This window comes from Streptomyces sp. TLI_105, assembly GCF_900105415.1.
In the GTDB taxonomy this organism is placed as follows: Bacteria; Actinomycetota; Actinomycetes; order Streptomycetales; family Streptomycetaceae; genus Streptomyces.
In genome coordinates this window covers 915,076-938,412 of sequence record NZ_FNSM01000001.1, presented here as the reverse complement: position 1 = coordinate 938,412, position 23,337 = coordinate 915,076, and the positions used below count along the sequence as shown (strand labels likewise).

25 protein-coding genes are annotated in these 23,337 nt (G+C 71.7%); 13 read left to right on the top strand and 12 right to left on the bottom strand.

All coding sequences use genetic code 11. From position 1 onward, the window contains the following. Nucleotides 1–295 precede the first annotated feature (295 nt). Together BLW86_RS04355 and BLW86_RS43960 are read left to right on the top strand one after the other, a co-directional pair. Nucleotides 296–718 carry a YjbQ family protein gene (locus BLW86_RS04355; protein WP_093872775.1) on the top strand — a complete coding sequence of 141 codons (423 nt, stop codon included), beginning with the start codon at nucleotides 296–298 and terminating at the stop codon, nucleotides 716–718. A 72-nt stretch (nucleotides 719–790) separates the two neighbouring features. Beyond that, the gene (locus tag BLW86_RS43960) at nucleotides 791–952 is read left to right on the top strand and encodes an anti-sigma factor (protein WP_371129444.1); all 162 of its coding nucleotides are present in this window, start codon (nucleotides 791–793) and stop codon (nucleotides 950–952) included. Nucleotides 953–1,574: 622 nt separating this feature from the next. Here the strand turns inward: BLW86_RS43960 and BLW86_RS04350 are convergent. The 10 genes from BLW86_RS04350 to sigK form a co-directional block, all read right to left on the bottom strand. After that, nucleotides 1,575–1,955 (bottom strand): DoxX family protein, encoded by a 381-nt coding sequence (locus tag BLW86_RS04350; RefSeq protein WP_086824280.1) that lies wholly within the window; start codon nucleotides 1,953–1,955, stop codon nucleotides 1,575–1,577. 127 nt (nucleotides 1,956–2,082) lie between these two features. Continuing rightward, nucleotides 2,083–2,784, bottom strand: a complete 702-nt coding sequence (locus tag BLW86_RS04345; RefSeq protein WP_177181552.1) for an alpha/beta hydrolase — start codon at nucleotides 2,782–2,784, stop codon at nucleotides 2,083–2,085. A gap of 33 nt (nucleotides 2,785–2,817) precedes the next feature. After that, on the bottom strand, nucleotides 2,818–3,639 hold the full coding sequence (locus BLW86_RS04340; RefSeq protein WP_093872774.1) for a DUF1295 domain-containing protein: 822 nt from the start codon (nucleotides 3,637–3,639) through the stop codon (nucleotides 2,818–2,820). Continuing rightward, on the bottom strand, nucleotides 3,636–4,922 hold the full coding sequence (locus BLW86_RS04335) for an SAM-dependent methyltransferase (protein ID WP_093872773.1): 1,287 nt from the start codon (nucleotides 4,920–4,922) through the stop codon (nucleotides 3,636–3,638). Before BLW86_RS04335 ends, BLW86_RS04340 begins: the two co-directional genes overlap by 4 nt. Next, nucleotides 4,919–6,196, bottom strand: a complete 1,278-nt coding sequence (locus BLW86_RS04330; protein WP_093878490.1) for a class I SAM-dependent methyltransferase — start codon at nucleotides 6,194–6,196, stop codon at nucleotides 4,919–4,921. The genes BLW86_RS04335 and BLW86_RS04330 overlap by 4 nt, the downstream gene beginning before the upstream one ends. Nucleotides 6,197–6,252: 56 nt before the next feature. Further along, nucleotides 6,253–7,023, bottom strand: coding sequence for a DUF1365 domain-containing protein (locus BLW86_RS04325; RefSeq protein ID WP_093872772.1), 771 nt, complete (start codon nucleotides 7,021–7,023; stop codon nucleotides 6,253–6,255). After that, nucleotides 7,017–8,279, bottom strand: coding sequence for an NAD(P)/FAD-dependent oxidoreductase (locus BLW86_RS04320; RefSeq protein ID WP_256341202.1), 1,263 nt, complete (start codon nucleotides 8,277–8,279; stop codon nucleotides 7,017–7,019). Before BLW86_RS04320 ends, BLW86_RS04325 begins: the two co-directional genes overlap by 7 nt. Nucleotides 8,280–8,648: 369 nt before the next feature. Continuing rightward, nucleotides 8,649–9,002, bottom strand: coding sequence for a redoxin domain-containing protein (locus BLW86_RS04315; RefSeq protein ID WP_093872771.1), 354 nt, complete (start codon nucleotides 9,000–9,002; stop codon nucleotides 8,649–8,651). A gap of 33 nt (nucleotides 9,003–9,035) precedes the next feature. Next, a complete protein-coding gene (locus BLW86_RS04310; protein ID WP_093872770.1) occupies nucleotides 9,036–9,785 on the bottom strand; it encodes an anti-sigma factor in 750 nt (249 codons plus the stop codon). Beyond that, entirely contained in the window at nucleotides 9,782–10,447 is a 666-nt protein-coding gene (gene sigK, locus BLW86_RS04305) for an ECF RNA polymerase sigma factor SigK (RefSeq protein ID WP_256341201.1), read from the bottom strand. The genes BLW86_RS04310 and sigK overlap by 4 nt, the downstream gene beginning before the upstream one ends. Nucleotides 10,448–10,754: 307 nt before the next feature. Between sigK and BLW86_RS04300 the strand changes: the two genes are divergently transcribed. From BLW86_RS04300 to BLW86_RS04290, 4 genes are all read left to right on the top strand, one after another. Further along, nucleotides 10,755–10,994 (top strand): chaplin, encoded by a 240-nt coding sequence (locus BLW86_RS04300; protein ID WP_093872769.1) that lies wholly within the window; start codon nucleotides 10,755–10,757, stop codon nucleotides 10,992–10,994. Between the two features lie 331 nt (nucleotides 10,995–11,325). Next, nucleotides 11,326–11,892, top strand: a complete 567-nt coding sequence (locus tag BLW86_RS43955; RefSeq protein ID WP_107466041.1) for an MMPL family transporter — start codon at nucleotides 11,326–11,328, stop codon at nucleotides 11,890–11,892. A 430-nt stretch (nucleotides 11,893–12,322) separates the two neighbouring features. Continuing rightward, entirely contained in the window at nucleotides 12,323–13,915 is a 1,593-nt protein-coding gene (locus tag BLW86_RS04295; protein WP_093872768.1) for a molybdopterin-dependent oxidoreductase, read from the top strand. Between the two features lie 84 nt (nucleotides 13,916–13,999). Continuing rightward, on the top strand, nucleotides 14,000–14,650 hold the full coding sequence (locus BLW86_RS04290) for a fasciclin domain-containing protein (RefSeq protein ID WP_093872767.1): 651 nt from the start codon (nucleotides 14,000–14,002) through the stop codon (nucleotides 14,648–14,650). Nucleotides 14,651–15,272: 622 nt separating this feature from the next. On the opposite strand, the gene BLW86_RS04285 is transcribed toward BLW86_RS04290, so the two are convergent. Together BLW86_RS04285 and BLW86_RS04280 are read right to left on the bottom strand one after the other, a co-directional pair. Further along, nucleotides 15,273–15,827 carry a hypothetical protein gene (locus tag BLW86_RS04285; protein WP_143060218.1) on the bottom strand — a complete coding sequence of 185 codons (555 nt, stop codon included), beginning with the start codon at nucleotides 15,825–15,827 and terminating at the stop codon, nucleotides 15,273–15,275. Nucleotides 15,828–15,879: 52 nt separating this feature from the next. Continuing rightward, nucleotides 15,880–16,236 (bottom strand): vWA domain-containing protein, encoded by a 357-nt coding sequence (locus BLW86_RS04280; RefSeq protein ID WP_093872765.1) that lies wholly within the window; start codon nucleotides 16,234–16,236, stop codon nucleotides 15,880–15,882. A gap of 566 nt (nucleotides 16,237–16,802) precedes the next feature. Between BLW86_RS04280 and BLW86_RS04275 the strand changes: the two genes are divergently transcribed. The 7 genes from BLW86_RS04275 (at nucleotide 16,803) to BLW86_RS04250 (ending at nucleotide 23,318) form a co-directional block, all read left to right on the top strand. After that, entirely contained in the window at nucleotides 16,803–18,227 is a 1,425-nt protein-coding gene (locus BLW86_RS04275) for a nucleobase:cation symporter-2 family protein (RefSeq protein ID WP_093872764.1), read from the top strand. Nucleotides 18,228–18,288: 61 nt separating this feature from the next. Then, nucleotides 18,289–18,987 carry a transcriptional regulator gene (locus BLW86_RS04270; RefSeq protein ID WP_093872763.1) on the top strand — a complete coding sequence of 233 codons (699 nt, stop codon included), beginning with the start codon at nucleotides 18,289–18,291 and terminating at the stop codon, nucleotides 18,985–18,987. 670 nt (nucleotides 18,988–19,657) lie between these two features. Next, nucleotides 19,658–19,792 carry a hypothetical protein gene (locus tag BLW86_RS42925; protein ID WP_256341752.1) on the top strand — a complete coding sequence of 45 codons (135 nt, stop codon included), beginning with the start codon at nucleotides 19,658–19,660 and terminating at the stop codon, nucleotides 19,790–19,792. Between the two features lie 552 nt (nucleotides 19,793–20,344). Next, complete coding sequence (locus BLW86_RS04265; RefSeq protein WP_093872762.1) at nucleotides 20,345–21,301, top strand: ATP-binding protein; 957 nt, start codon at nucleotides 20,345–20,347, stop codon at nucleotides 21,299–21,301. After that, nucleotides 21,298–21,813: a hypothetical protein gene (locus BLW86_RS04260; RefSeq protein ID WP_093872761.1), complete on the top strand. Its 516-nt coding sequence runs from the start codon at nucleotides 21,298–21,300 to the stop codon at nucleotides 21,811–21,813. The genes BLW86_RS04265 and BLW86_RS04260 overlap by 4 nt, the downstream gene beginning before the upstream one ends. Further along, nucleotides 21,810–22,592: a zinc finger domain-containing protein gene (locus BLW86_RS04255; RefSeq protein ID WP_093872760.1), complete on the top strand. Its 783-nt coding sequence runs from the start codon at nucleotides 21,810–21,812 to the stop codon at nucleotides 22,590–22,592. The genes BLW86_RS04260 and BLW86_RS04255 overlap by 4 nt, the downstream gene beginning before the upstream one ends. A gap of 225 nt (nucleotides 22,593–22,817) precedes the next feature. Next, nucleotides 22,818–23,318, top strand: a complete 501-nt coding sequence (locus BLW86_RS04250; RefSeq protein WP_093872759.1) for a single-stranded DNA-binding protein — start codon at nucleotides 22,818–22,820, stop codon at nucleotides 23,316–23,318. The last annotated feature ends 19 nt before the right edge of the window (nucleotides 23,319–23,337 follow it).

Here is a 23,337-nt window from a genome sequence, read left to right as displayed (position 1 = left end):
CGTGAACCGGAGGGCCTGGACCAGTGACGCCAGGGGCGGCACCTTCCCCCTGGGGGCCAGTGCAGGGCTGAAGCCCTGAGCGACGTGTTCGGCGGACCACGTCACCTTTGAGGGGGAAGCCCTCCCGGCGGAGGACAGGAAGGGCTTTTCCCGATGGTCGGAGCTCGAGATCCTTTGCTCCCGCGGGAAGCGTTCCCGTGTTCCCGCGTTCCCGGCCCCCGGCGTGTGTCAGCACCTGCCGGGGCGTCTGCGTGTGAAGTTTGAGCGGGGCGCTCCGTCCGCCCACCATGGGGGCATGAGCCACGAATTCCAGACCCGCACCCTTGACATCACCACCGGGGCAGCGGAAACCGTCTACGACCTGACCCGGGAGTGCTCCTCTTTCCTGGCCGAGGTGGCGCAGGGCAGAGACGGGCTCCTGAACGTCTTCGCACCGCACGCGACCATGGGTGTGGCGTTGATCGAAACGGGTGCGGGCAGCGACACCGATCTTCTGGCCGCCCTGCACCATCTCCTCCCCGCGGACGAACGTTGGCAGCACCGCCATGGAAGCCCGGGGCACGGCCGTGACCACGTGATGCCGGCCATCGTCCCGCCCCATGCGACGATCCCCGTGATCGGTGGTGAACTGGCGCTGGGCACCTGGCAGTCGGTGTGTCTGGTGGACACCAACAAGGACAACCCCGACCGTCAGGTCCGCTTGTCGTTCCTCGGCTAGCGGCTCACTGCCGCATGACTGTAGGCGGGATCAGCGGCCGCACCAACTGGGCCGGACTGCGGTGGCCGGGACGTGCGCCCCGCGGGCCTTCCGGACGACACCGGCGACCGTGCGACACGTGTCCTCGAAGGCCCTCTGGGCAACGCGGTCGCCGTCGGTATCACCGTCGAACCCGCCGGTGGTTCCGCCCAACCGACCACCGAACCCCTCGGCGTCATCTCCGTCAGCACCTGAGCCACGAGCGAACCGGGCACACCTCGACCCGGTACGAGGGAGGTCCGGACGGCGGGCCATGACGTCGCGCGCACTTGAATGCGTTGGGCCCGCTGATGGCGCAGCTGCCCTGACGGGCACCTCGCGTCCACGCCTCGTGGCCCCGGACGTGCGCTGGACGACAGGGCCGTCCGCAGGGTCGTCCAGGCCGGTTGCTCCCCCATTCCGGGGGGATGCGGTCCCGCTGCCGTATGACGCGCCGCGGACGGATTCTGGACCTCTCCCTCACCTCCAGATCGTCCGCGGGACGAACTCTGGCGGCGTACTGGCACGCATGTCCGCCGTGGTGCTCCCTCCTGTCGAGGTTCTCCTCGTGCCTCGTCGGCCGCACACCCGGATCCATCTGACGGTCCGAAGCCCCCGCTTCCGGAACGGCCTGAGGATCTGCGGTGCGCCGTGCTTGGGGCTGAGAGGTGGCGCTTGCCAGCGGTCCGGGAGATGACCACGAGGCGAGGCGCCTGGTCGCGGTGGGCGCCGTGTCCGGGCTGCGGTCTCCGGCCTCGCCCGCTCGCGCCGCCCCGCCGCTCGAGTTTCGGGAGAGAGGGTCGTGGGTGTCGTCCTGCCGGAGTGCGCGGGTAATCAGTCAGCTGTCGGGTCGCCCGGCCCGGCGGACGCTCAACGCCCAGAGCACGAGCGGCGCCTGGAGGGGGAGTCTGGCCAGTGCCGCCGCCCGGAGCGGGGCGGGGCGGTGGCGCCAGTCGTATGCCATCTTCACGTTCGCCGGGAACACGGCGGTGAACAGTCCGGCCGCGGCCAGCGCGCCCGCGCGTCGTGTGCGCGGGGCGGCGATCGCCGCGCCGACGGCGATCTCCGCGACACCGCTCAGGTGGGTCCATGTCCGGGGGGAGCCGGGCAGGCTTCGGGGCACGATGGCGTCGAACTGCCGGGGAGCGGCGAAGTGTGCCACTCCGGCACCGATCAGCATGCCGCTGAGCAGTCGGGCGGATGTCGTGGAAGGGGGCATGTCTCGTCTCTCGTCGATGGCGATGCCCTACGGGCACAGCAAGTTACTCAAGGGTATGGCTCAGGTGCGGAAGACGGAACCCGTGCGCTCTCACAGGGCGATCGCGGCCTGCGGACGGGTGCGACAGTCAGGGGCGGTCTCCAGGGCCGCCAGGACGGGCGAACACTTCCGCGCTGTCCGTCGGTGCTTCGGGGAAGGGAGCGAGTCCGAGGAGAGCCGCCGCCGCTCCTGCTGTGAAGCGGTGCCACTGGCGGGCGTCACGGATCATGGCGTGGCCGCCTCTGGGCATCGCGATGCCTGCAACGCGGGCCCCTGCGGTGCGGGCGCGGGCGAGGAAAGCCCAGGTGTCCGCGGCGGAAGTGACCCGGTCGGCCTCGTCGTGGAGCGCGACGACCGTACGGTCGTGCAGGTGCGCCGTGGGCTCGCCCGGCGGACACCAGGGGGCGAGTGCGACGACGCCCTTGACATCGGGGTCGCCCGCGGCGCGCAGCGCGGCCCGTCCGCCGAGAGAGTGGCCGACCATGACGACGGGTACGGAGCCGGTGAGCGCCCGCAGTTCGTCCAGGGCCCGGCGCGTGTCGGTCACCGGGTGAGCGTGATGGCCGTTCCAGCCGCGGTACTGGTAGCGGACGTGGGCGACGATGACTCCCTCGTGCGCTGTGGTGCGCGCGATCGCGGTGGCGAAGGGCCGCATCCGCCACGCGGGCAGGTTCACCGGGGGAAGTGGCCCCAAGTCGTCCGCCCGGCCGCCGTGCAGGACGAGGACCGCCGCCTTCGCCCGGGACGGCGGCGATCCGGTGAAGAGGGGCAGCAGAGCCGGTCGTGGCACCCGACGCGCGTTCGCCGCTGACCTGGGCACTGGCTACCTCCCGGACCGTGGAGCGTTCCGTCGGGGCGGTCGCGGGAGGAAGCCGCTGGTACGGGCGGCGTATGCGGGGTACCCGGGACGGTCGGCCATGTGTTTCTCCAAGAGGCGTTTGCCGCTGCCGACGGTGAGCAGCAGGGTCATCAGGACAGGGGAGATGAGGACGGCCAGGGCCGGCTGCCATGCGGTGCAGGCGAGCAGGTACAGGCCCCACCACACGAGGCTGTCACCGAAGTAGTTGGGGTGACGTGTCCAGGCCCACAGGCCCTGGTCCATGATCCGGCCGCGGTGGGCCGGGTCTTCCTTGAACCGCGCCAGTTGGCGGTCGCCGACGGCCTCGAAGGTGAGCCCGAGCGCCCACACCGCGATCCCGCAGAAGGCCAGGGGGCCCAGGGGCGCGGAGCTGTAAGAGGCCATTTGGACAGGCAGGGAGATCAGCCAGACGAGGGCCGCCTGGCCGAGGTAGACGGTGCGCAGCGCGTAGAGGGTCCGGTTGCCGGGGGCCTTGCCGAGGAGAGCGGTGTAGCGGGGATCCTCGCCGTGGCCGCGGGAGCGCCGTGCGATGTGACCCGCCAGGCGTAGCCCCCAGACGATCGTCGCCGCGGCGACGAGCAGGCGGCGGCCGTCGTCGCCGCGGTCGGCGGACAGCAGCCAGGTGACGGCGGCGACGGCACTGAAGGCAAGACCCCAGGCGATGTCGACGATCCGGTGCAGCCCGCGGGGTACGGCGACGGCGAAGGTGGCGAGGAGCACCGCCGCCGCCGTGGCAGCGCAGGCTGCGAGGTTGACGGTGAGGGTGCCCCAGTCGGTGCCGTTCACGATGCGGTCGCCGGGACGTACCAGGCGGTGGGGGTGGCCGGCATCGCCGACGCTCCTTCGCGGGTGGGGCGGACGGCGAGGATCTGGTCGACGCCCATGCGGCGTTCGGCGAACGCGAGCGACGCCCCTGCCAGGTAGAGGCGCCAGACCCGGGCGGTGGTCGTTCCGACGAGGTCCTCGACGTCGCTCCAGCGCTGTTCGAGGGTGGAGCGCCAGGCGTCGATGGTGGTCGTGTAGTGCTCGCGGAGCGATTCGACGGAGCGGGTCTCCAGGCCCGCGGTCTCCAACAGGTCCACGGTGCGGCCGACCGGGCGCATGTGCATGTCGGGGGCGATGTAGGCCTCGATGAAGGCGCCTCCGCCGGGCGCGTGGGCGCCGCGGGACATCTGCTGGATCAGGAGGCGGCCCTCGGGGCGCAGTGCGTCGTGCAGCTTGGCGGCGAAGGCGGGGTACTCGGCGTCGCCGACGTGTTCGCCCATCTCGACGGCGGCCGCGGCGTCGTAGCCGCCGTCGTCGATGTCCCGCCAGTGCCGCAGCTGGACGTCCACGAGGTCGGCCACTCCCTCGCGGACGGCCCGCGCGGTGACGAACTCGTGCTGGGAGCGGGAGAGAGTGACGGCGGTGACGCGAGCCTTGTGTTCGCGCGCCGCATGGACGGTGAGAGACCCCCAGCCACAGCCGACGTCGAGCAGCCGGTCTCCAGGACCCAGGCCGAGCTTGCGGCAGATCAGGTCGAGTTTGTCGCGCTGCGCGTCGGCCAGCGTGTACGCGGGATCATCGGGCCGGGTCCAGTAGGCGCAGGAGTACGCCATCGATTCGTCGAGGAGGAGGGCGTAGAAGTCGTTGGAGAGGTCGTAGTGGTGGCTGATCCCCGCACGGTCCCGCGAGACGCTGTGCAGACCACCGGTCAGTCGCGCCCGCCCGTCGGGGCGCTTCGGGGGTGGACCGACGACACCGAGGCGTACCGCCAGGGCGGTGGCCGCGGCCATGCCCGCCGGTCCGGGACGTGCCGAGGGCCGGTCACGGACGTTTCGGCCGGCCTGGGAGAGGGCGTCGGCCAGGTCGCCCTCGACGTCCAGGTCACCGGTGACGTAGGCCTCGGCAAGGCCGAGCTCGCCCGGCTGCCACACCAGGCGGCGCAGGGCGTCGGGCGAGCGGAGCACGACCAGGGGTGCGTCCGGCGGGCCTGCCTGGCTGTCGTCCCAGGCCCGCAGGCGCACCGGGAGCGGCCCCGGGAGGAAGTGACCGAGGAGTTGCGCGAGACGGTCGGCGGCGGGCTTCATCGGGGGGTCCCTTCGGTGAGGAGGAGCTGGCGGACGTCGAGGTAGCGGGAGCGGAATCCGGCTTCCGAGTAGGCGAGGTAGAACTCCCACATGCGCTGGAAGACCGGGTCGAAGCCGAGGCCGGTGACGGCGGGGCGGTGGGCGGTGAACCGTTCCCGCCACAGGCGCAGTGTCTCGGCGTAGTGGTCGCCGTAGCCGTTGTCGGCGGTGGTGGTCAGCCCGGCGGCGGCGGAGTGCTCGGCGATGGCTTCTCGGGAGGGGATCAGTCCGCCGGGGAAGACGTACTTGCTGATGAAGGTATGGGTGGCGGCGGTGTGGAGCATCTGCCGGTGGCCCATGGTGATGGCCTGTAGGGCGATCCGGCCGCCGGGGGCGAGCGCGCGGCGCAGGGCCGTGAAGTAGGAGGGCCAGTAGTCGGCGCCGACCGCTTCGATCATCTCGACGCTGATCACGGCGTCGTGGCGGCCCTCGATGTCGCGGTAGTCGCGCAGTTGGACGTCGACCCGGCCGGCGAGCCCGGCGGCCGCGATCCGCTCGCGGGCCAGGGCGGCCTGCTCGGCGGAGAGGGTCAGGGTGGTGACCCGCGCGCCGCGCGCGGCGGCCCGCAGGGCGAGTTCGCCCCAACCGGTGCCGATCTCCAGCAGCCGTGTGCCCTTGCCGACGCCGGCGAGGTCCAGGAGCCGGTCGATCTTGCGGTGCTGCGCGGAGGCGAGGGACTCGAAGCGGACGGGGAAGGCGGTGAAGACGGCGGAGGAGTAGGTGAGGGTGGGGTCGAGGAAAGCGGAGAACAGGTCGTTGGACAGGTCGTAGTGGCGCCGGATGTTGTCGCGTGCACCGGCACGGGTGTTCCGGTCGGCGGTGGGGCGGGCGGAGACCCACAGGCTGCGGAGCCTGCGCAGCGGAGCGGGGACCAGACCGTCGACGTGGCCCGCAAGGACGGTCAGGACGCCGGCCAGGTCGTCGCTGTCCCATTCGCCGGCCATGTAGGACTCGCCGAAGCCGATCAGCCCGTGGCGGCCGATCCGGCGGTGGAAGGCGCCCGGGTCGTGGAGCGTCAGGTGCGGGTTGGCGGCTGATGGGCGGGCGCCGGTTGCGGGCCCGGTCAGGGCCAGCCGGTCCAGGGCCCGGCTCACGAAGTGCCTGGCGATGGCGGTGCGGGCGGGTGCCGCCGACGGCAGCCGGGCCACGTCCGGCCAGTGGTCGGCGTCGACGTCCGCGCGGCGAACGGCGGGCGCGGTGACCGAGGGACTCGTGTCCGGCGTCTGCGGGGGGATCCCGACTCCTCGGTCGGTGGGTCGGGAGCGGCCCTGGGAGATGAGGGCGGGACGGGTCACGGCAGCATGCCTTTCTGCGGGGTGGAACGGGGACGGGGGTGCACGGGCAGACCGCGTAGCAGCAGGTGGATACCGTGGCGGCGGATGCCGGCCCAGACCGCGGCGGTGGACCAGGGCCTGCGCACGGATGCGGACAGCAGGGCGGGCACGTTCGCGGGGCGACGGATGCCCCGGACCACTGCGGTGAACGCCCGGTCGCCGTCGTGCTCCAGCCGGACGGTCAGACCGAGCCGTTCGCCGGGCAGCGGCAGCCGCATCCGATAGCGGCCTTCGACCGCGAAGAACGGCGAGACGTAGAACGACTTGTCCACCTCCGCCTCACCGGCCTCGTCCGTCCGCAGCAGGTAGCAGTGCCGCTGCCCGTAGGTGTTGTGGACCTCCGCGACGACGCACACCAGGGCGCCGGAGGAGTCGTGGCACCAGAACACGCTGAGCGGGTTGAAGACGAACCCGAACACCCGGGCGTGCGCCAGCATCACCACGTGCCCGCCCTCCAGATCGATGCCGCGGGCGGCGAGGAAGGCGTCGAGTCCGGCACGGATGGACCCGGTGGCTCCGTCGAAGTGGTCGCGGGCGTCGAAACGGGCGAGAGGACGCAGTGGCCGGGGCAGCACCGGCAGCCGGTCGAGGTCCACGCACCACAGGTAGGTGCGGTGCCGCAGAGCATGGCGCAGGGGCGTGCGGCGGACGTGCGTGATCACGCACTTGTACAGCGCCGGTGTCCCGGCCGCCGTGAGCGTGGCAGTGGCGTCGGTCCGGGTCACCAGCTCACCCCCAAGGAGCGGGCGGCCTCCACGCCGGAACGGCAGCCGTCCTCGTGAAATCCCCAGCCGTGCCAGGCCCCGGCGTACGCGGTCACGCCCGTGTTGAGACGGGGCAGTTCCTTCTGCGCCGCGACCGAGGCGGGGGTGTACACCGGGTGCTCGTAGACCATCCGCTCCACCACCCGGTCCGCGGCGACGCCGTCGTCACCACCCAGGGTGACGACGTAGCCGGAGCCGGCCGGAAGGCGCTGGAGGCGTTCCATGTCGTAGCTGACGCGTACGGGCGCGGCGGAGGGCTCGCAGCCGGTCATGCGGTAGTTCCAGCTCGCGCGGGCCCTGGGGGAGCGGGGGAGGAGGGAGGTGTCGGTGTGCAGCACCGTGGTGTTGCGCGAGTACGTGAAGGATCCCAGAAGCCGCGTTTCGTCTGCGGTGGGGTCCGCGAGCATGCGGAGCGCCCGGTCCGGGTGGGTGGCGATGACGACGGCGTCGTACGCATCGGTGGCGCCGTCGCCGGTGGTGACGAGGGCGCCCCCGCTGTGGCGCCTGACGGCGTGCACCGGGCTGGAGGTGCGGATGCGGTGGACGCGTTTGGCGGCGGCGGTGACGTAGGCGGAGGAGCCGTCGGTGACGGTCTTCCACTGCGGGGAGCCGGTGATCGACAGCAGGCCGTGGTGGTGCAGGAAGGTGAACAGATAGGCAGCCGGGTACGACAGAGCGGTGCGGGCCGGGCAGGACCAGACGGCGGCGACGAGCGGCAGGGCGAAGTGGCTGACGAAGTACGGGGAGAAGCCGCCCTCGCGCAGGAAGTCCCCGAAGGTGACACCCGCATGAGCCCCGCGCGCCAGCAGCCGCCGGGCACTTCGGTGGAAGACTGGTACCTCTGTCAGGAGCCGGAGGTACCGGGCCCGCAGCGTCGGACGGGAGGCGAACAGCCCCGCCGCGCCCCGGGCGCCCGCGTACTCCAGACCGCACCCGTCGCACCGCACCGACATGCTCATCTCGGCGTCCTGCGTGCCGATCTCCAGCTCCTGGAAAAGGCGCAGCAGGGTGGGGTAGGTGCGCTCATTGTGGACGATGAACCCCGAGTCCACGGCGAGAGCCTGCCCACCGGGGCCGGGAAGCTCGCGGGTGTGGGCGTGGCCACCGAGCCGCCCGTCCGCCTCGTACAGGGTGACCTCGTACGAGGACGCCAGGACGTAGGCGGCCGTCAGGCCCGCCACCCCGGCACCCACCACCGCCGCTTTCCGGTGTTCCGTCACAACCCGCTCCCACCACTCGACACGCCGCCCGGTTGCTGCGTTTCACCCGTACTTCGCAGCGGGCGGCCCGGCGGATTGGGACTGATCCTCGAGCCGGACATCGCGGAGAGGCGGTGGCCGGCAGTGCCCGGGACCGCCGCCCCGCCGCCCGGGCGGCCCGTCGGTCCCGGGCTGGAGCGGAGGACGTACGTGCCGAGGCTTCCGGCGGTGCGCTGGGGGGGGGCACGGGTGCAGTCGGGCAGGACTCCTTGCAGGGCGGTGGTGACGTCGAAGGCCGCGGCGGCGGGTAGGCGGCGCCGACGGCGGTGACGTGTTTCCAGTAGAGGCGCCCATGCCGGCCGATGACGAGGACGGCTCGGTGCAGACCGATCAGGGGCGCGGTGATCCGAAGGACTTCGCCACCGTGCGCCCCTCGCCGGACCCCAGGAGCGGGCGCAGGCCGCGGTTGCGGGCGAACTGTTCCCGACCGTCGGGTCCTTGGGGACCGACGCCCCGCACGGTGACGCCGGCGGACCGGAGCAAGTCCAGCCCGCCGGAGTACGAGCAAGGCCGCGCGGTGCACACGGGGGCGTCGTCGCCGGGGTGGAGGGGGAGATGGACGAGGGGCTTGCCGCGCTGCTCGCACGCTGTGTGGCCGCGCCGGTGGAAGGCGTCGCCGTCCAGGTGCCCGCCGGGCAGGCGGAAGTCGCCGATGACGTCCCTCGACTGCGGGGTGCTGTACATGAGGGACCTCGGACTGTCGGTGTGGGCGGCCGGTCAGGCAGGCAGGGCCATCAGCAGCAGGGGGTCGGTCGTGGGCTGGGGGGATCCTCCGGTGGGTTCGAGGGTGAGACCGACGCCGGCGGCGTCGGCCGGGTTCCCGGTGAGGATCACCGTGCCGTCGTGGTCGATCAGTCCGGCCGGACGCATCGTGCCGTCGTGGTCGAGCCACAGCTGGTAGGTCTTGCCCGTTCCCGGGGCGGGCAGGTTGGCGGCGGTGAAGACGGCCTTGTTCTGCCGGTCGGAGGCGACGACCGTGGTCAGGGCCCCGTTGGCGGCCTTGCCGTGGATGGTGCGGGCATCCGGAGCCGCCAGGACGGCGCTGACCTCGTCGAGCCGCTGTTGGGCCTGACGGGCCTGCCGTTCGAGGTCCTGTCCGTCCTGCGTCCGCCAGACCGCGACCCCACCCAGTGCGGCCGCGGCCACGCAGGCAGCCAGCGCCAAGGACGCGGCCCGGCGCCGCAGGAAGCCACGGAGGACGGGCGCCGTGCTGGGGGCTGGAACACGCGGGGGCAGTTGGCGTACGCCGTCGATGGCGGCCATGACCTGTGCCTTGGCTGCCGCTGGGGGCGTGTACGAGACGGCAGCGGCGAGACGCGCCGTGGTGGCCTCGAACTCGGTGGCTTCCTGCCGGCAGGCCTCGCACGTCCGGAGGTGGTCTTCGAAGTACGTGCGCTCGTCGTCGTCGAGTGCGCCGAGGGCATGGGCGGCGGCGAGGGTGTGGGCGTCGGTCGCGTCGTGTTTCATGTGGTCACCCCCATGCAGTCGCGGAGCCGGATGAGCCCGTCGCGCATGCGTGTCTTGATGGTGGGAAGAGGCGTGCGCAGGGCTTCGGCGACTTCACGGTAGGTCAATCCCTGGTAGTAGGCCAGGGTCACCGCTTGCCGCTGCAGTTCGGTCAGGCCGCGCATGCAGCGGCGGACCTGCTCGGACTCCAGCCGGGTCTCGACCTGCTCGGCGACCTCGTCGAACGCGGTGGTGTGCTCACGGGCTGCCTGGGCCTGCTCGCGGTCGGAGGCCGCCTGGACGGAGCGGACCCGGTCCACGGCACGCCGGTGGGCGATGGTCGCGGCCCACGAGGTGACCGCCCCGGCGTCGGGACGGTAGCGGGCGGCCTGACGCCACAGGTCGATCATGACCTCCTGGGCGACCTCCTCCGACTGGGCCCGGTCGCGCACGACCTTGAGCACGATGCCGAAGACCAGGGGGGCGAGGGCGTCGTAGAGGGCGGAGAACGCTTGTTTGTCGCCACGGGCGACCCGCTGCATGACGTCGGTGAGGACATCGCGGGCGGTGTCGGCGGGACGGCTGTCGCTGAAGGGGATCGGTTGGTTCACCTTCGCCGCTCCGCCCGTGGGGAAAAGGCGAAGGGACGGTCTGGGTCGGCCGTCGGGGGGCGGGGCGTCCATCGCATGCCGCTCCTTGTGTCATCGCTCGTGCGGGACCGGTCCGCTCCGGGGGACGGACCGGTCTTGGAAATCTGTACCTGTGTCGTCTGTTCTTCGTAGCGGACGGGCCTGCGGATGGGAGGACTTTTCGTCACCCGATCCACCTGCGGCTAACCCCTTCGAGGGAAGAGCGGGCGTGAGGCCAAGCCGACTGGAGAGCGGCCGCGAAGACGGCGTGTGAGGGAGCCCGAAAGCGTTCACGGGAGATTCCTCACCGGCCGCGCGGGACTTCCGCGCGGCCGGCCGTCCTCACAGGAGGTCAAAGAACATGGTTCGTGTGCGACGAGGTCTGGCCGTGGCCCTGGCGGCCGGCGCGGTGGTGGTGGCCGGAGGGTCGGTGGCGTCTGCCGACGCGGGCGCACAGGGCGTGGCCGCGTACTCGCCGGGCGTGGGCTCGGGCAACCTCATCCAGCTGCCCGTCCACGTTCCGGTCAACGCCTGCGGCAACACCGTCAGCGTCATCGGGCTGCTGAACCCGTCCTTCGGTAACACCTGCATCAACGCCTGACCGACCGCCGCGGGGAAGGACCCCGGTCCGCCGCCTGCAAGACGGGGCGGCGCGGACCGGTGACCCTCCGGCCCGGCGACACGCGCTGAGCACGTCCCAGGCCGGACGGGTCGGCTGCGGGTGGCTTTCGGCACAGCCACCCGCAGCACCTCCCGCCTCCGCGCGGGCTACCGGGTGAGGACCTCGACGATCTGCTTGCCGCCGTCCGAGGGGCCGACGAAGAGGCCGGGGCCCCAGCGCTCGGACGATCTTCAGGCCACGTCCGCTTTCGGCGGACGTGGCCGCGAGGTCTTGGCGGTCGGGCAAGTCGGCGGCCCCGTCGCTGACCGCAATGCCTGCCCGGCCCTCTTCCATACTGACCGTGAGTGCGCAGGACCCCTCGGCGTGCGTGACCGCATCGGTGACCGGTTCGGAGACGATGAGCACAAGGTCTTCGACGACAGCACGTGGGCAGGGCATCGTGTTCGTTCCGGTCATCGGCGCGAGGACCGAGCACGCCCTTCTGCCGGCCGCCCGGTGCCGCGAAGGAGCCGTCGGACAACCGGACACCGCACGGGCGATGACAGCCGCGTGTCGGGCCACCGCACCACCGGTCCCGGCCGGCGCCGCGACCATCGCCTGCGCCATGATGACCCCCACGTCCAGCGACCTTCCCGCAGAGCAGGCTATGGGGCCGGCGGTCAATCGCCACGGCCTGCTGCGCCGCGGTGTCACTGACCTTCTTGCCGGCCGTTCCTGTCCTGTGCGGCACCGGGCCTTGCGCTCCCGTGCCGCACGGGGCACGGGCGGCCGGCGGGCGAAAACCTCCCGGTCGGTCGGACTCCGGCCCCGCCGGGTACGACTCGGCTGCCTGGTCCTGCTCGCCGCGGGGGCCGGCTGCGCTCCGTTGCTGTCGTAGACCGGGGCCCTCTCCGCCAACCCTGCCCGCCCGTGCTTCTCCTGTTGCCGGGCGCGGCGTCCTGGCGCGCCGTTTCCCGGCCGGAACCGCCGGCTCCCTGGTCGTCGTCGCTCCCGCTCCTCGGGCAGCCGATGTACGCGACCGGATCGCCGCGCCCCCTGGTGCGGCGGCCACCACGGCCCTTCCGGCCCGAGGGAAGGCGTAGATCCTTCGCCTCTTCCTCGTCCCCACCCTCATCCTCGGCCTCGGTCCCCGCACCTGGTGGCCCAGCCGCCTTCCCGGAGGCCTCTCCCGCCCTGGCGCCTGCAGGACCGAGTACGCCGGTGACGCGGACCGCTCCGCAGCCGTCGTGCCCGTGCCCTGATGGCAACACGGGCGAGCGCTTCACTCTTTCGGGGGCCAGACCAATCCGCCGGGCGGGGGCCGCCGAATGCCGGGTGTGAGCAGCTTCCGCAGCAAACTCGTCCGCGCCGCACTTGGCGCCCTGGCCGGACTCCTGGCCGGTTTCACGGCCTTGGCCGTGGCCGAGCTCGTGGCCGGACTGGTCCGACCTGCGGCAGGACCGGTGACCGTGGTCGGGGGCGCGGTGATCGACCGGACTCCGGCCGCGGTGAAGGACTTCGCGATCCGGACGTTCGGAGAGAACGACAAGGTCGTCCTGCAGCTCGGGATCCTTGCGGTTCTTGCCCTCATCGCCATCGCCCTGGGCATCCTCGCCCTGTCGCATCGGCGGGCGGGCGCCGCGGGCGTGCTGCTGTTCGGACTGGTCGGAGCGACAGCCGCCCTCAGCCGGCCCGACTCCACCGGCATCGGCGACGTGCTCCCCTCGATCGCCGGAGCGCTGGTGGGTGCTTTCGCCCTGTACATCCTGGTGTTCAGAGCCGTATCTGCGCCGGACCCCGCCGACGGGGTCCGTGTGGACGGCGCCGGCGGGTGGAGCAGGCGCGGCTTTCTGACCGCCGCCGGTGTGACCGCCGTGGCGGCCACCTCGGCCGGTGCACTGGGACGGTTCTTCACCGGCCGGCAAGGCCAGGGCGCTGTCGCCTCCCGCGAGAGCCTGGTCCTGCCCAAGCCCGCTTCCCCCGCCCCCGCCGTGCCCGCAGGCGTTCAGCTGAAGGTCCCCGGCATCACCGTCTTCACCACCCCCAACCGCGACTTCTACCGCGTCGACACCGCCCTGACGGTTCCCAGGGTCGATGCCGGAACCTGGCAGCTGCGGATCCACGGCAAGGGCGTCACCCGCCCGCGCACCTACACCTTCGACCAGCTCCTGACCCGTCCCCTCATCGAGCGCGACATCACGCTCACCTGTGTCTCGAACGAGGTCGGCGGCCCGTACGTCGGCAATGCCCGCTGGCTCGGTGTCCCCCTCGCGGACCTCCTGCGGGAAGCAGGCGTCCGGACGCCTTCCCAGGGCGGCACGGCGGACCAGCTGGTGGCGCGGTCGGTGGACGGGATGACACTCGGCTCCCCGGTCGAGGACGTCATGGACGGCCGCGACGCCATGCTCGCCGTCGGCATGAGCGGAGAGCCGCTGCCCTTCGACCACGGCTTCCCCGTCCGCATGCTCGTGCCCGGTCTGTACGGGTACGTGTCGGCCTGCAAGTGGATCACCGACATCGAGCTGACCACCTTCGACGCCTACGACCCGTACTGGGTGAAGCGCGGGTGGGCCCGCCGGGCGCCGATCAAGACCCAGTGCCGCATCGACACCCCCAAGCCGTTCGCCCGCCCGGCCGCCGGCACCGTCACGGTCGCCGGCGTCGCCTGGGCGCAACGCCGCGGCATCACCCGCGTCCAGATACGCGTCGACGACGGCCCGTGGCAGGACGCCGACCTCGCGGCCCAGGCCGGCACGGACACCTGGCGGCAGTGGTCCTACCGCTGGGACGCCACCCCCGGCGGCCACACGCTCACCGTCCGCGCCACCGACGGCACCGGACGGATCCAGACCGAACAACGCACCCGCACCATCCCCGACGGGGCCAGCGGCTGGCACGGCGTGTTCGTCACCGTCACCTAGACCACCGGGCGGCCGAAGGCCGCACCGGGCAGCACGACCACCCACGCAACACGCGAACAGAAGCCCTTCAAGGAGTAAAAGATCATGAACAGCATCAAGATCCGCCGCACCGCGATCGCCGTCGCCGCGGCCACCGTGCTTCCCTTCTCCCTGGCCGCGTGTTCCGACTCCGGCGGCGACACCAAGGCCGCCCCCACCGCGGCCGCCCGAGACGAGGCGAAGACGCAGACGAGCACGCCCTCCGAGGCGCCGATGACCGACGACCAGCCCTTCGGCCCGGCCTGCGCCGGGGTACCGAAGGAGGGCGCGGGCTCCTTCGACGGCATGGCCAAGGACCCGGTGGCCACCGCCGCGTCCAACAACCCGGCCCTGTCCACCCTGGTCACCGCCGTGAAGAAGGCCGGCCTCGTCGACACCCTCAACAACGCGGAGGACATCACGGTCTTCGCGCCGACGAACGACGCCTTCGCCAAGATCCCGAAGGCCGACCTCGACAAGGTCCTCGCCGACAAGGCCACCCTCACCAAGATCCTCACCTACCACGTCGTCGGCCAGAGGCTCACCCCCAAGCAGCTGGAGAACGGCAGCTTCGAGACCCTGCAGAAGGGCATGATCACCACGAAGGGCTCCGGCGAGGACTACACCGTCAACGACACCTCCAAGGTCGTCTGCGGCAACGTCAAGACGGCCAACGCCAACGTCTACATCGTCGACACCGTCCTCATGCCCAAGTAACCCGCGCCGGGACCACGATCCGCCGACGGCCGGTGGCCCCGCGTCCTTCCCCGGAGGGACCGGGGCCACCGGCATGTACGGCCGCTTTGCGTCAACCGGCCGGGATGGCCCGGCCCTGCGCGCTGGTCCCCCGTCGGGATCGGGTGCACGGGCCGGGCGGCAGGGGGGCTGCTGCTTTCGGCTGATGGACAGGGACAGGTCGGTGACCTGGTACTTGGCCGGGAAGGCGCCCTCGCTTGTGGTCTTGCCGACCAGCACGTCGACCGCGTAGAGGCGATATTTCAACGAATCCAAGCTGTTCATGGCTCGCCCGGGCGCCTTCTGCGCGGCCGGCCGGTCCGATGCCAGGCTGCACCTGGGGTTGAGGCCGTTTGCTGCGGCGGTAGGGCCGGGGTTGTCCTACCGGAGGTTGGCGGACACCAACAAGGACAACCCGGAGCGGCAGGTGCGGTTGTCTTTTCTCGGTTAGCGGCTCGCTGCCGCATGACTGTAGGCGGTATCTGCGGCCGCACCAGCCGACCGCCCGGCGCGTGGGCCTTGGCCACCGTGGCGAAGGGTGGGTCCGCATGGCCGTGCCGCCGGGCCGTTCCTCGCGGGCGGGTCGGCGGCACGGCGTGGGGCGTCAGCCCTTGTGGATCACGGTCGACCCTCCGGCGAGGGCGGTCGTCGGGTTGGCGTCGGGCGCCGAGCCGATCCGGTTGTCGTAGACGAGCGTGTCGTCCGCGGTCTTCCACATCCTCATCCGGAAGGTGTCCGGAGTGCCGTCGGTGGCGGAGAGCGTGAACGCGTGCCCGGCGCTGCCGTTGACGGTCCCCGTGCCCTTGTAGAGGGCCTTGTCACCGGCGACGACCAGCCACTGGTAGTCGGCGGAGTGGAAGTTCAGGTTCCCGGCCTCGAACTGGAACTCCGTGCTGCCGGTGGGCACGCTCGCGCCCTGCTTGTACTTCGACACGAAGCCGAAGTTCGCGCGCCCGGTGGCCCCCGGGTCGGCCGGACAGGCGCCGGCCGGCGAGGTGATCCAGCCGCCGCCGGTCACGAACCCGCCGTTGGGGTCGTACACGACGACGAAGCCGCAGTGCTGGGTGTCGGACCCGCCGTCGTCGTCCGTGACGGTGACGGCGATGTCGTAGATGGCCGCGGCCGCGTACTGGTGCGTGCTGCCCACCGGAGAGCTCACCCCGGCAGCCTCGGTGGTGGTCCGCTGGTCGGCTGGCCGTCGGTGATGACGATCACCAGCTGGTTGCGGGCGGGGTCGTCGGGCCCCATGACGCTGTTGGCCTCCGCCGGACCGCAGGCGACGCAAGTGCCGGTGTTCGCTTCGGGTTGGTGTCGATGGCGTTCAGGACGGCGTCCTTGTCACCGCTGAGCGCGCTGACGGGCGGTGTCACGCCGTCGGCGAAGCCGACGACGCCGACCCTGCCGCCGTGGGTCAACAGCCCGTGGGCCGCCACGCCGTTGACCACGCTCTTGACGAAGTCCTTCAGCTGGGCCCACTCGGTGCCGTCGCTGCCGGACTCGTCGAGGACGAGCACCAGGCCGGTCGGTGTCGACCGGGTGCTGGACTCGCCGTCGAGTCTCAGCTTCACGGTGGAGGTACCGTACCGCGCGACGGCCGTGGGAAGTGCCGAGGCGTCGGGTGCGGGCGCCGCCGAGGTGCTGGGCGACCAGGCCGGTCAGGGCGAGGGCCAGGACCGCGAGTCCAGCCAGAGAGGAGGATCCGGCTCTGGACGGGAGACAAATCGATTTGGGTTCCAGGGTGCGAGGCTGCCCCCTTCTCGTCAAGGGTGCGCGCGCAGGGGTGCTGCGACCGAGGGGCGCGTCAACCCTGGGCCGGCGAGAGGCAACGAAATCCGCACTCGACGTGGTCGATGTCCATGGATTCATAAGTTACTGAGGGGTTTTGGTTAAAAAACCATGGCCTGCTGCCTTGCGTGACGCCCTGCCCATCCGCAAGGATCTGTGCCTGGCCCGGGCCCTTCGCCCCGGCTCCCTCACGCCTCCATGTCTGGACGCCTGGCCGGACCGGTAACCCCGTGTCGCCAGCCGGTGAACCGCCTGATCCGCGCGGCCGCCCGGACCCCTCCTTCGAGGCTCTCTGCGCGACCCGGCGTCGCGCTCCCTCTCATTCACCTACCCTCAAGGCAAGGCAGAGATGGCACCACAGGCCTCGCGCCGACGATCCCTCACCACCCCGCACCCGGTGGACGAGGTACTTCCACTCCCCACCCTCGCGCTCTACGGATTCCAGCACGTCCTGGCCTTCTACGCCGGTGCGGTGCTCGTACCGGTGATCCTCGGCAGCAGCCTCGGCCTTTCCGGGCAGGAGCTCGTCTACCTCATCAACGCCGACCTGGTCACTGCCGGGATCGCCACCATCATCCAGGCGTGGGGTTTCTGGCGGGTCGGAGCCCGGCTACCGCTCGTTCAGGGCGCGACCTTCACCGCGGTCTCGCCCATGATCGCCATCGGACAGGGTGCGGGCGGCGGCACCGCCGGTCTTCTCGTGGTGTACGGCGCCGTGATCACGGGTGGAGTCGCGGCCTTCCTCATCGCCCCTTTCGCCGGGCGGCTGACCACGTACTTTCCCCCGATCGTCACCGGCACCCTCCTCACGGTCATCGGCATCGTCCTCATCCCGGTGGCGCTCCGGGACGTCGGCGGCGGCTCGGCGCTCATGGACGGGCCCCACTACGGGGACCCGGTCAACCTCGCGTACGCGGGTGGAACCCTCTTGTTCATCCTGCTGGTGATGCGGTTCGGCGGTCCGCCCCTGCGCAGCGTCGCGATCCTGCTCGGACTGGTGGGAGGAACCGCCGTCGCCTGGCTGCTCGGCGACGTCGACCTCGGGGCGGTCGACCAGGCGGACTGGCTCGGCGTCAGCACTCCCTTCCACTACGGTCTGCCGCACTTCTCGGTCTTCCCCATGCTGGCGATGGTCGTCGTCATGCTCATCACCATGGTGGAGACCACGGGAGACGTGTACGCCATGGGCGAGATCACCGGACGGAGGGTCGACGGTGACACGGTCAGCCGCGCGCTGCGCGCCGACGGCGTCGCCACCGTGCTGGGCGGGGTGCTCAACTCCTTCCCGTACGTGGCGTTCGCGGAGAACATCGGTCTGGTGCGCATCTCCCGCGTCACCAGCCGGTTCGTCGTCGTCGCGGCCGGCGTCTTCATGATCCTTCTCGGCCTGGTGCCGAAGGCCGGAGCCTTGGTGGCCTCCGTCCCCCACCCCGTGCTCGGCGCGGCGGCCGTCGCGATGTTCGGCATGGTCGCCACCGTCGGCATTCAGATCCTCGGCAAGGTCGACCTGCGGGAGGAACGCAATGCCATCATCCTGGCCGTCAGTCTCGGCACCGCGATGCTCCCGACGGCCGTCGCGCCCTTCTTCGAGCGCATGCCGGCCGAGGTGCGGGCCGTCCTGGGCAGCGGAATCACGCTCGGCACGCTGACGGCGGTCCTGTTGAACCTGTTCTTCCACGTCTTCGAGAGTCGCCGGAAGCGAAAGGACATCGACTGGGACGGCCTCGCCGCGTACGACGACGGGACGGGTGCGCAGACCGCTACGGCCCGCTGACCCCCTTCCCGCTCCGCCGAGCCCGGCGTTCCGCGGAGCCGCTCACTGAGGTGATCTGCACATGCCCACCCCTCCGTTCTCTCCCGCCCAGGCCCGGGCCGCCCGTCTCCGTATCGGCCTGACTCATGAACAGGTCGTCGTCGGCATGGCGCAGTTGGGGTTGTACCGCCCGGTGGAGGCCCTCGTGTCCTGGGAGTCGGGGGCGGTGGCACCTTCGGAGGTCGAACTCTTCGCGCTGGCCAGCGCGTTGTGGTGCCCTGTGCCGGTGCTCATGGACCTGAAGCCGAGATCTCTTCGCGAGCATCGCCTGGCCCGGCAGTTCAGCGCCGAGCGGCTGGCCCTGCGCATCGGCATGGACGTGCACGACTACGCCCGCGCCGAGAGCGACCACCGCTGGAGCGGAACCGACCGGCAGGCCCTGCTGCTTGCGGACGCCCTGGGCCTCGAACCGGGCGAACTGCTGAAGGCCATCGGGCGGGCCGGCGACCTCGACGGTCGGCTCCGCCAGGCCGTCGAAGGCCGATGGAAGCAACACGCCACCCCGCTCGCGCGGCTCGTCGGCGCACCTGAGCGCACGGTGGCGCGGGCGCTGCGTACCCTGCACCAGGAGTACGCCCGCTTCAACGAGCGCTACATGGGCCATCTCGTAGCCCGCAGCGACAGTGCACGACTGAAGGAGATCGCCACGGAACGGACCGAGTGGCTGCACGCTCTGTCGGACCGTTTCCTCCACCTCGTCGCCCATGACTCCTCGACCTGAGAGCACGATCCGCGCGGGGGCGGGGTGCGCTCAGCAGCTCCCACGGGAAGAAGTCCACCCGCGCCGCGCCGATCTCCCTCGTGTTCTGGGCGTCCGTCGTGCCGGTGAAGCGGTCGCCCAGGGTGACGCCCACACCCCAGCGGATTCGGGGTGGCTCGTAAGGCTGGAGCGGCGCATCCCCCAGCGCGAGGGGGACAGCGAGGGTCTGTCGTTGGCGACGAGGCGGTTCTCGCCGTCGAAGACGTGGACGCTGGTGATCGCGGCGTGGGCGGAGCCGGTGGGGAAGCGGATCAGGGCCGAGCCGTCCGTCAGACGGTTGCCGTCGACGATCACCGGCTGTCCGCCGGTCGGCCCAGGGGGCCTCCAGGCGCGGCACGGGGGGCGAAGCTCTTGCGTGGCCGTGGCCGGCCCGCGCTGGAGCGGAGCTGGACGTCAAGGACCGGTCGGTCGGTGTTCAGGACGTTCAGGATCGAAGCTCCCGCATCGACAACCTTCATGGCTACGCTGAGGGTTGGCTCAGCGGAGGTTGGTGGACACCAACAAGGACAACCCCGACCGTCAGGTGTGGTTGAGCTTCCTGGGCTGATCGAGCCGCTCAAGGTCCTCCTGGGTGTGGTCGCCGATTCTCCCTACGCTCCGGCGAAACGGGAGAAAGGTCCGCGGTACCGCCATGGACGAGATCGAGCGGCCGTACGACGGCAGCGCGCAGCGTTGCCGCCCGGCTCCCCGCATGCGCGTGGCGAATCTCGATGCCCTGGTCGAGGGGTGCTACGAGCTCACGCCGCCCACCGCCCTCGCGGCTTGACGGACAGCCTGAGGAACCAGCACCCCGCCCATACAGGGAAAACGCCCTGACCGAAGCCTTCTGCAACACGCTTCAGGGAGTCTGGACCTGCAAGCTGTCGGCGCTGTGGGACGCGATCGGGCAGGCGGCGCGGACGGGCGGCGGGCTCCCGCGCCCGAGTCGGCTGTGTGACTGGTGCCCCCTCGGGCGTGGTGCCCGGCCTGGGGCGGCACCCCGCCGCCTTGTCCCTGCCCCTCGCCGCGGACCCGGCCGCGGGGGGAGGGCGAGCGGCCGGCCGTCGACGCCGACTGAGGCCGGAGGCGTCCGACACCCGCATGTGTGCGGGGGGAATTGTACGCCCCCTTGCCGACATTTCCCCCCTTTGCGGTATTTTCCTTGCGGAAAAGGGTGGATTGTTCCCTCTTGTGCGCCTACCGTGGGTGCAGACAGTAATTCGAATGCACATTCGATCCGAGCGGCGGCCGCGCGGGAGCACGTCCTGCCGGACGAGGACCGCGTCCCCTACCGGCCAGGCCCACCCGGAACCGCCGTCGCAGACGCCAGGAGAACGGCGTGAACCTCACCTTCACCACCGCCACCAAGGAACAGGCCAAGGCCCGCATCGCGCTCGCCGGCCCCACCGGGTCGGGCAAGACCTATACCGCCCTGGTCACCGCCGCCGGGCTCGGCGAGCGGGTCGCCCTGATCGACACCGAGCACGGCAGCGCCGCCAAGTACGCCGACGAGTTCGCCTTCGACACCCTCCCGCTCACGACGTTCCAGCCCACCACCCTCGTCGACGCGCTCGCGGTGGCTGCCCACGAGGGCTACGACGTCATGATCGTCGATTCCCTGAGTCACTTCTGGTCCGGCACCGGCGGGATGCTGGAGCAGGTCGACAACGCGGCCAAGCGCCTCGGGGCGGGCGGCAGCTTCGCCGGCTGGAAGGAGGCCCGCCCCCAGGAGCGGGCGATGATCGACGCCCTGCTCGCCTACCCCGGTCACCTCATCGTCACCATGCGCACCAAGACCGAGTACGTCGTGGAGGCCGACGAGCGCGGCCGCAAGGTGCCGCGCAAGATCGGGCTCAAGCCCGAGCAGCGGGAGGGCATCGAGTACGAATTCGACATCGTCGGCGATCTCGACCACGAGAACACCCTGGTGATCTCCAAGTCCCGGGCGAAGCCGCTGTCCGGGACGGTGCTCCACAGGCCGGGCCCGGAGTTCGCCGAGGCCGTCCTCGACTGGCTGGAGGCCGGCAAGCCCGCCCTCTCCGTCTCCGACTACGTCACGGCGGCCACCGCGCCGGGCGCCAGCCACGAGGAGCTGCGCGCCCTGTACGAGGAGGCCCGTCGGCACAACCTGCTGGGCGCCGCCGTCCTGGACGACACCGGGGAGACCCGCACGCTCGGCCAGCTGATAGTGCGCCACGGCACCGCGGCGGCGAGGAACAGGGTCGCCGAGGACGTCGAGTCCGGGGCCGGGACCAGGCGGGAGAACGGGACCGAGCGGAAGGACAAGTCCGCATGAGCCTCAAGGAGCACGCCACCCGGGTCGCCGTGCTCCGGGTGCTGCGCGACGCCGTCGACGCCGAGTACCAGACCGAGCGCCGCGAGGTCCTCGAGGAGTTGCGCGCGGCCCGCGCCGAGCTGAACCTGAAGTCGGTCCGGGTGGCCCTGCCGGACGACACACCGGTCGCCACCCTCACCCTCGTCGACCCCAAACCGACGGTCGTGGTCGCCGACGAAGAGGCCTTCACCGCCTGGGTGGCCGACAACCACCCCGGCGAGGTGGAGACGCTGGTCCGGGTGCGCCCCAGCTGGCAGCGGCAGTTCCTCGACCGGCTGACCTGCCTCGATCCGGTCGCCGACCCGTACACCGGCGAGGCGATCCCGGGGCTGGGCGTGCTGTCGGTCTCCGAACCGCGGTCGTTCAGCCTGCGCCCCCTGCCCGGCGGGCGGGAACGGATCGCCCGCGCCTTGCGCACCGGCACGCTCGACCTGCACCGTCTGCTCCCCCTCAAGGGCGGCGAGGATCCATGACCGCCGTCGTCGCCCACCCCGACCGGGACACGCTCGGCACGGTGTGGTTCCTGGTCTCCCAAGCCGGTCACCTCGATTGCGGCCGCTGGACGTTCGAGGACGACAAGCGGCTGCGGTGCGCCTGCGGGGCCGTCCTGTACGTGTACCAGCAGCCGGCGGATGCGGCGGGAAGCGGCGCACCGGCGTCAGCCGGGACGTTCCCCCGCGGAAGGGAGGAGCGAATGCTGCCGGCCGAGACGGCCCAGCTCGTCGCCCTGGTCGCGGCGATGTGCCCGTCGATGCACCTGGAGGACACCACGACGGACGCCTGGCACCTGCTGCTCGCAGACCTGGACGTCGCCGATGTGCGGGCGGCTGTGACCCGGCTGGGCAGGCAGCGGTCCCGGATCGCCGCCGCCGACATCCGCGCCGAGGTGCGCGCGATCCGGGAGGAGCGGCTCGCCCGCAACCCGCTGCCACTCCCGGACAGCGACCCCGACGACCCGCGCCGTTATCGTGCGGAACTCCTCGCGCTGGTGACCGCGATCGCCTCAGGGCAGCGAGTCCAGCGCATGCCCGCCGCCCCGGGCGGTCCGCCCTCCCGCCTCGCCGGCTCGAAGCGCGACCCGCGCGTCCGCTCCCTCCGCGTGCCCTGTCCCTGGTGCGGGGCCGCCGCGGGCCGTCCCTGCACCGTCCCCCGGCTCGGAACCCCGCTGAGGAGGGCCCCTGCCCACCAGGCACGGCTCCTCGCGGCCGGGCTCGCCGAGCCCGGGCCCAGGCAGGAGGGGGAAGCGAGGTGAACCCGATGATCGCCCCCTTCGGTGAAAGGCCGCCGTACCGGAGCCCTGCCACCCCTCGCCACCGCGACTCCCCTGGAGACCCGCGCCGCCCAGCTCACCCCTCTCACACCTGGTCGGAGCGCCGCGGCCTCCCCTCCGGGCACCCTCACCACCGGTACGGGGCCGCCCGTCGAACTCGAACAGGCATGGGTGAGGAATCACCCGCCGCACGAGAGGAAAACCGCCATGGTCGGTGAAACCGTCATCACCGTCGTCGGCAACCTGACCGACGACCCCGAGCTGCGCCTCACCCCGTCCGGCGACACGGTCGCGCACTTCACCGTCGCGTCCACGCCCCGCACCTTCGACCGGCAGAGCAACGAATGGCGGGACGCCGAGACGCTGTTCCTGCGCTGCTCGATCTGGCGGCAGGAGGCGGAGCACGCCGCCGAGTCCCTGACCCGCGGCACCCGCGTCATCGTCCAGGGACGGCTGCGCCAGCGGACGTACGAGACCCGGGAGGGCGAGAGGCGGACCGTCATCGAGCTGGAGGCCGACGAGATCGGCCCGTCGCTGCGGTTCACCTCCGTGACGATCACCAAACCCCCGCACACCGGCGTCCCCGCCGGCTCCCGCGGCGGCCCCCGTCCTTCTGCCGAGGACCTGTTCACCCGGCCCGACGGCGAGCGACCGGTCCCCGCAGAGGGCGGAGGACGCGCCCCCCGCGAGGAGACGGACCCCTTCTGACGGGTCGGCGCACCCGCGC

Bases quoted from the DNA above. Each gene is read 5' to 3' on its own strand.
- BLW86_RS04355 (WP_093872775.1), top strand. From the start codon at position 296: ATGAGCCACGAATTCCAGACCCGCACCCTTGACATCACCACCGGGGCA.
- BLW86_RS04350 (WP_086824280.1), bottom strand. From the start codon at position 1,955: ATGCCCCCTTCCACGACATCCGCCCGACTGCTCAGCGGCATGCTGATC.
- BLW86_RS04335 (WP_093872773.1), bottom strand. From the start codon at position 4,922: ATGAAGCCCGCCGCCGACCGTCTCGCGCAACTCCTCGGTCACTTCCTC.
- BLW86_RS04315 (WP_093872771.1), bottom strand. From the start codon at position 9,002: ATGTACAGCACCCCGCAGTCGAGGGACGTCATCGGCGACTTCCGCCTG.
- BLW86_RS04310 (WP_093872770.1), bottom strand. From the start codon at position 9,785: ATGAAACACGACGCGACCGACGCCCACACCCTCGCCGCCGCCCATGCC.
- sigK (WP_256341201.1), bottom strand. From the start codon at position 10,447: ATGGACGCCCCGCCCCCCGACGGCCGACCCAGACCGTCCCTTCGCCTT.
- BLW86_RS04300 (WP_093872769.1), top strand. From the start codon at position 10,755: ATGGTTCGTGTGCGACGAGGTCTGGCCGTGGCCCTGGCGGCCGGCGCG.
- BLW86_RS43955 (WP_107466041.1), top strand. From the start codon at position 11,326: ATGCCTGCCCGGCCCTCTTCCATACTGACCGTGAGTGCGCAGGACCCC.
- BLW86_RS04295 (WP_093872768.1), top strand. From the start codon at position 12,323: ATGCCGGGTGTGAGCAGCTTCCGCAGCAAACTCGTCCGCGCCGCACTT.
- BLW86_RS04290 (WP_093872767.1), top strand. From the start codon at position 14,000: ATGAACAGCATCAAGATCCGCCGCACCGCGATCGCCGTCGCCGCGGCC.
- BLW86_RS04275 (WP_093872764.1), top strand. From the start codon at position 16,803: ATGGCACCACAGGCCTCGCGCCGACGATCCCTCACCACCCCGCACCCG.
- BLW86_RS04270 (WP_093872763.1), top strand. From the start codon at position 18,289: ATGCCCACCCCTCCGTTCTCTCCCGCCCAGGCCCGGGCCGCCCGTCTC.
- BLW86_RS42925 (WP_256341752.1), top strand. From the start codon at position 19,658: ATGGACGAGATCGAGCGGCCGTACGACGGCAGCGCGCAGCGTTGCCGC.
- BLW86_RS04260 (WP_093872761.1), top strand. From the start codon at position 21,298: ATGAGCCTCAAGGAGCACGCCACCCGGGTCGCCGTGCTCCGGGTGCTG.
- BLW86_RS04255 (WP_093872760.1), top strand. From the start codon at position 21,810: ATGACCGCCGTCGTCGCCCACCCCGACCGGGACACGCTCGGCACGGTG.
- BLW86_RS04250 (WP_093872759.1), top strand. From the start codon at position 22,818: ATGGTCGGTGAAACCGTCATCACCGTCGTCGGCAACCTGACCGACGAC.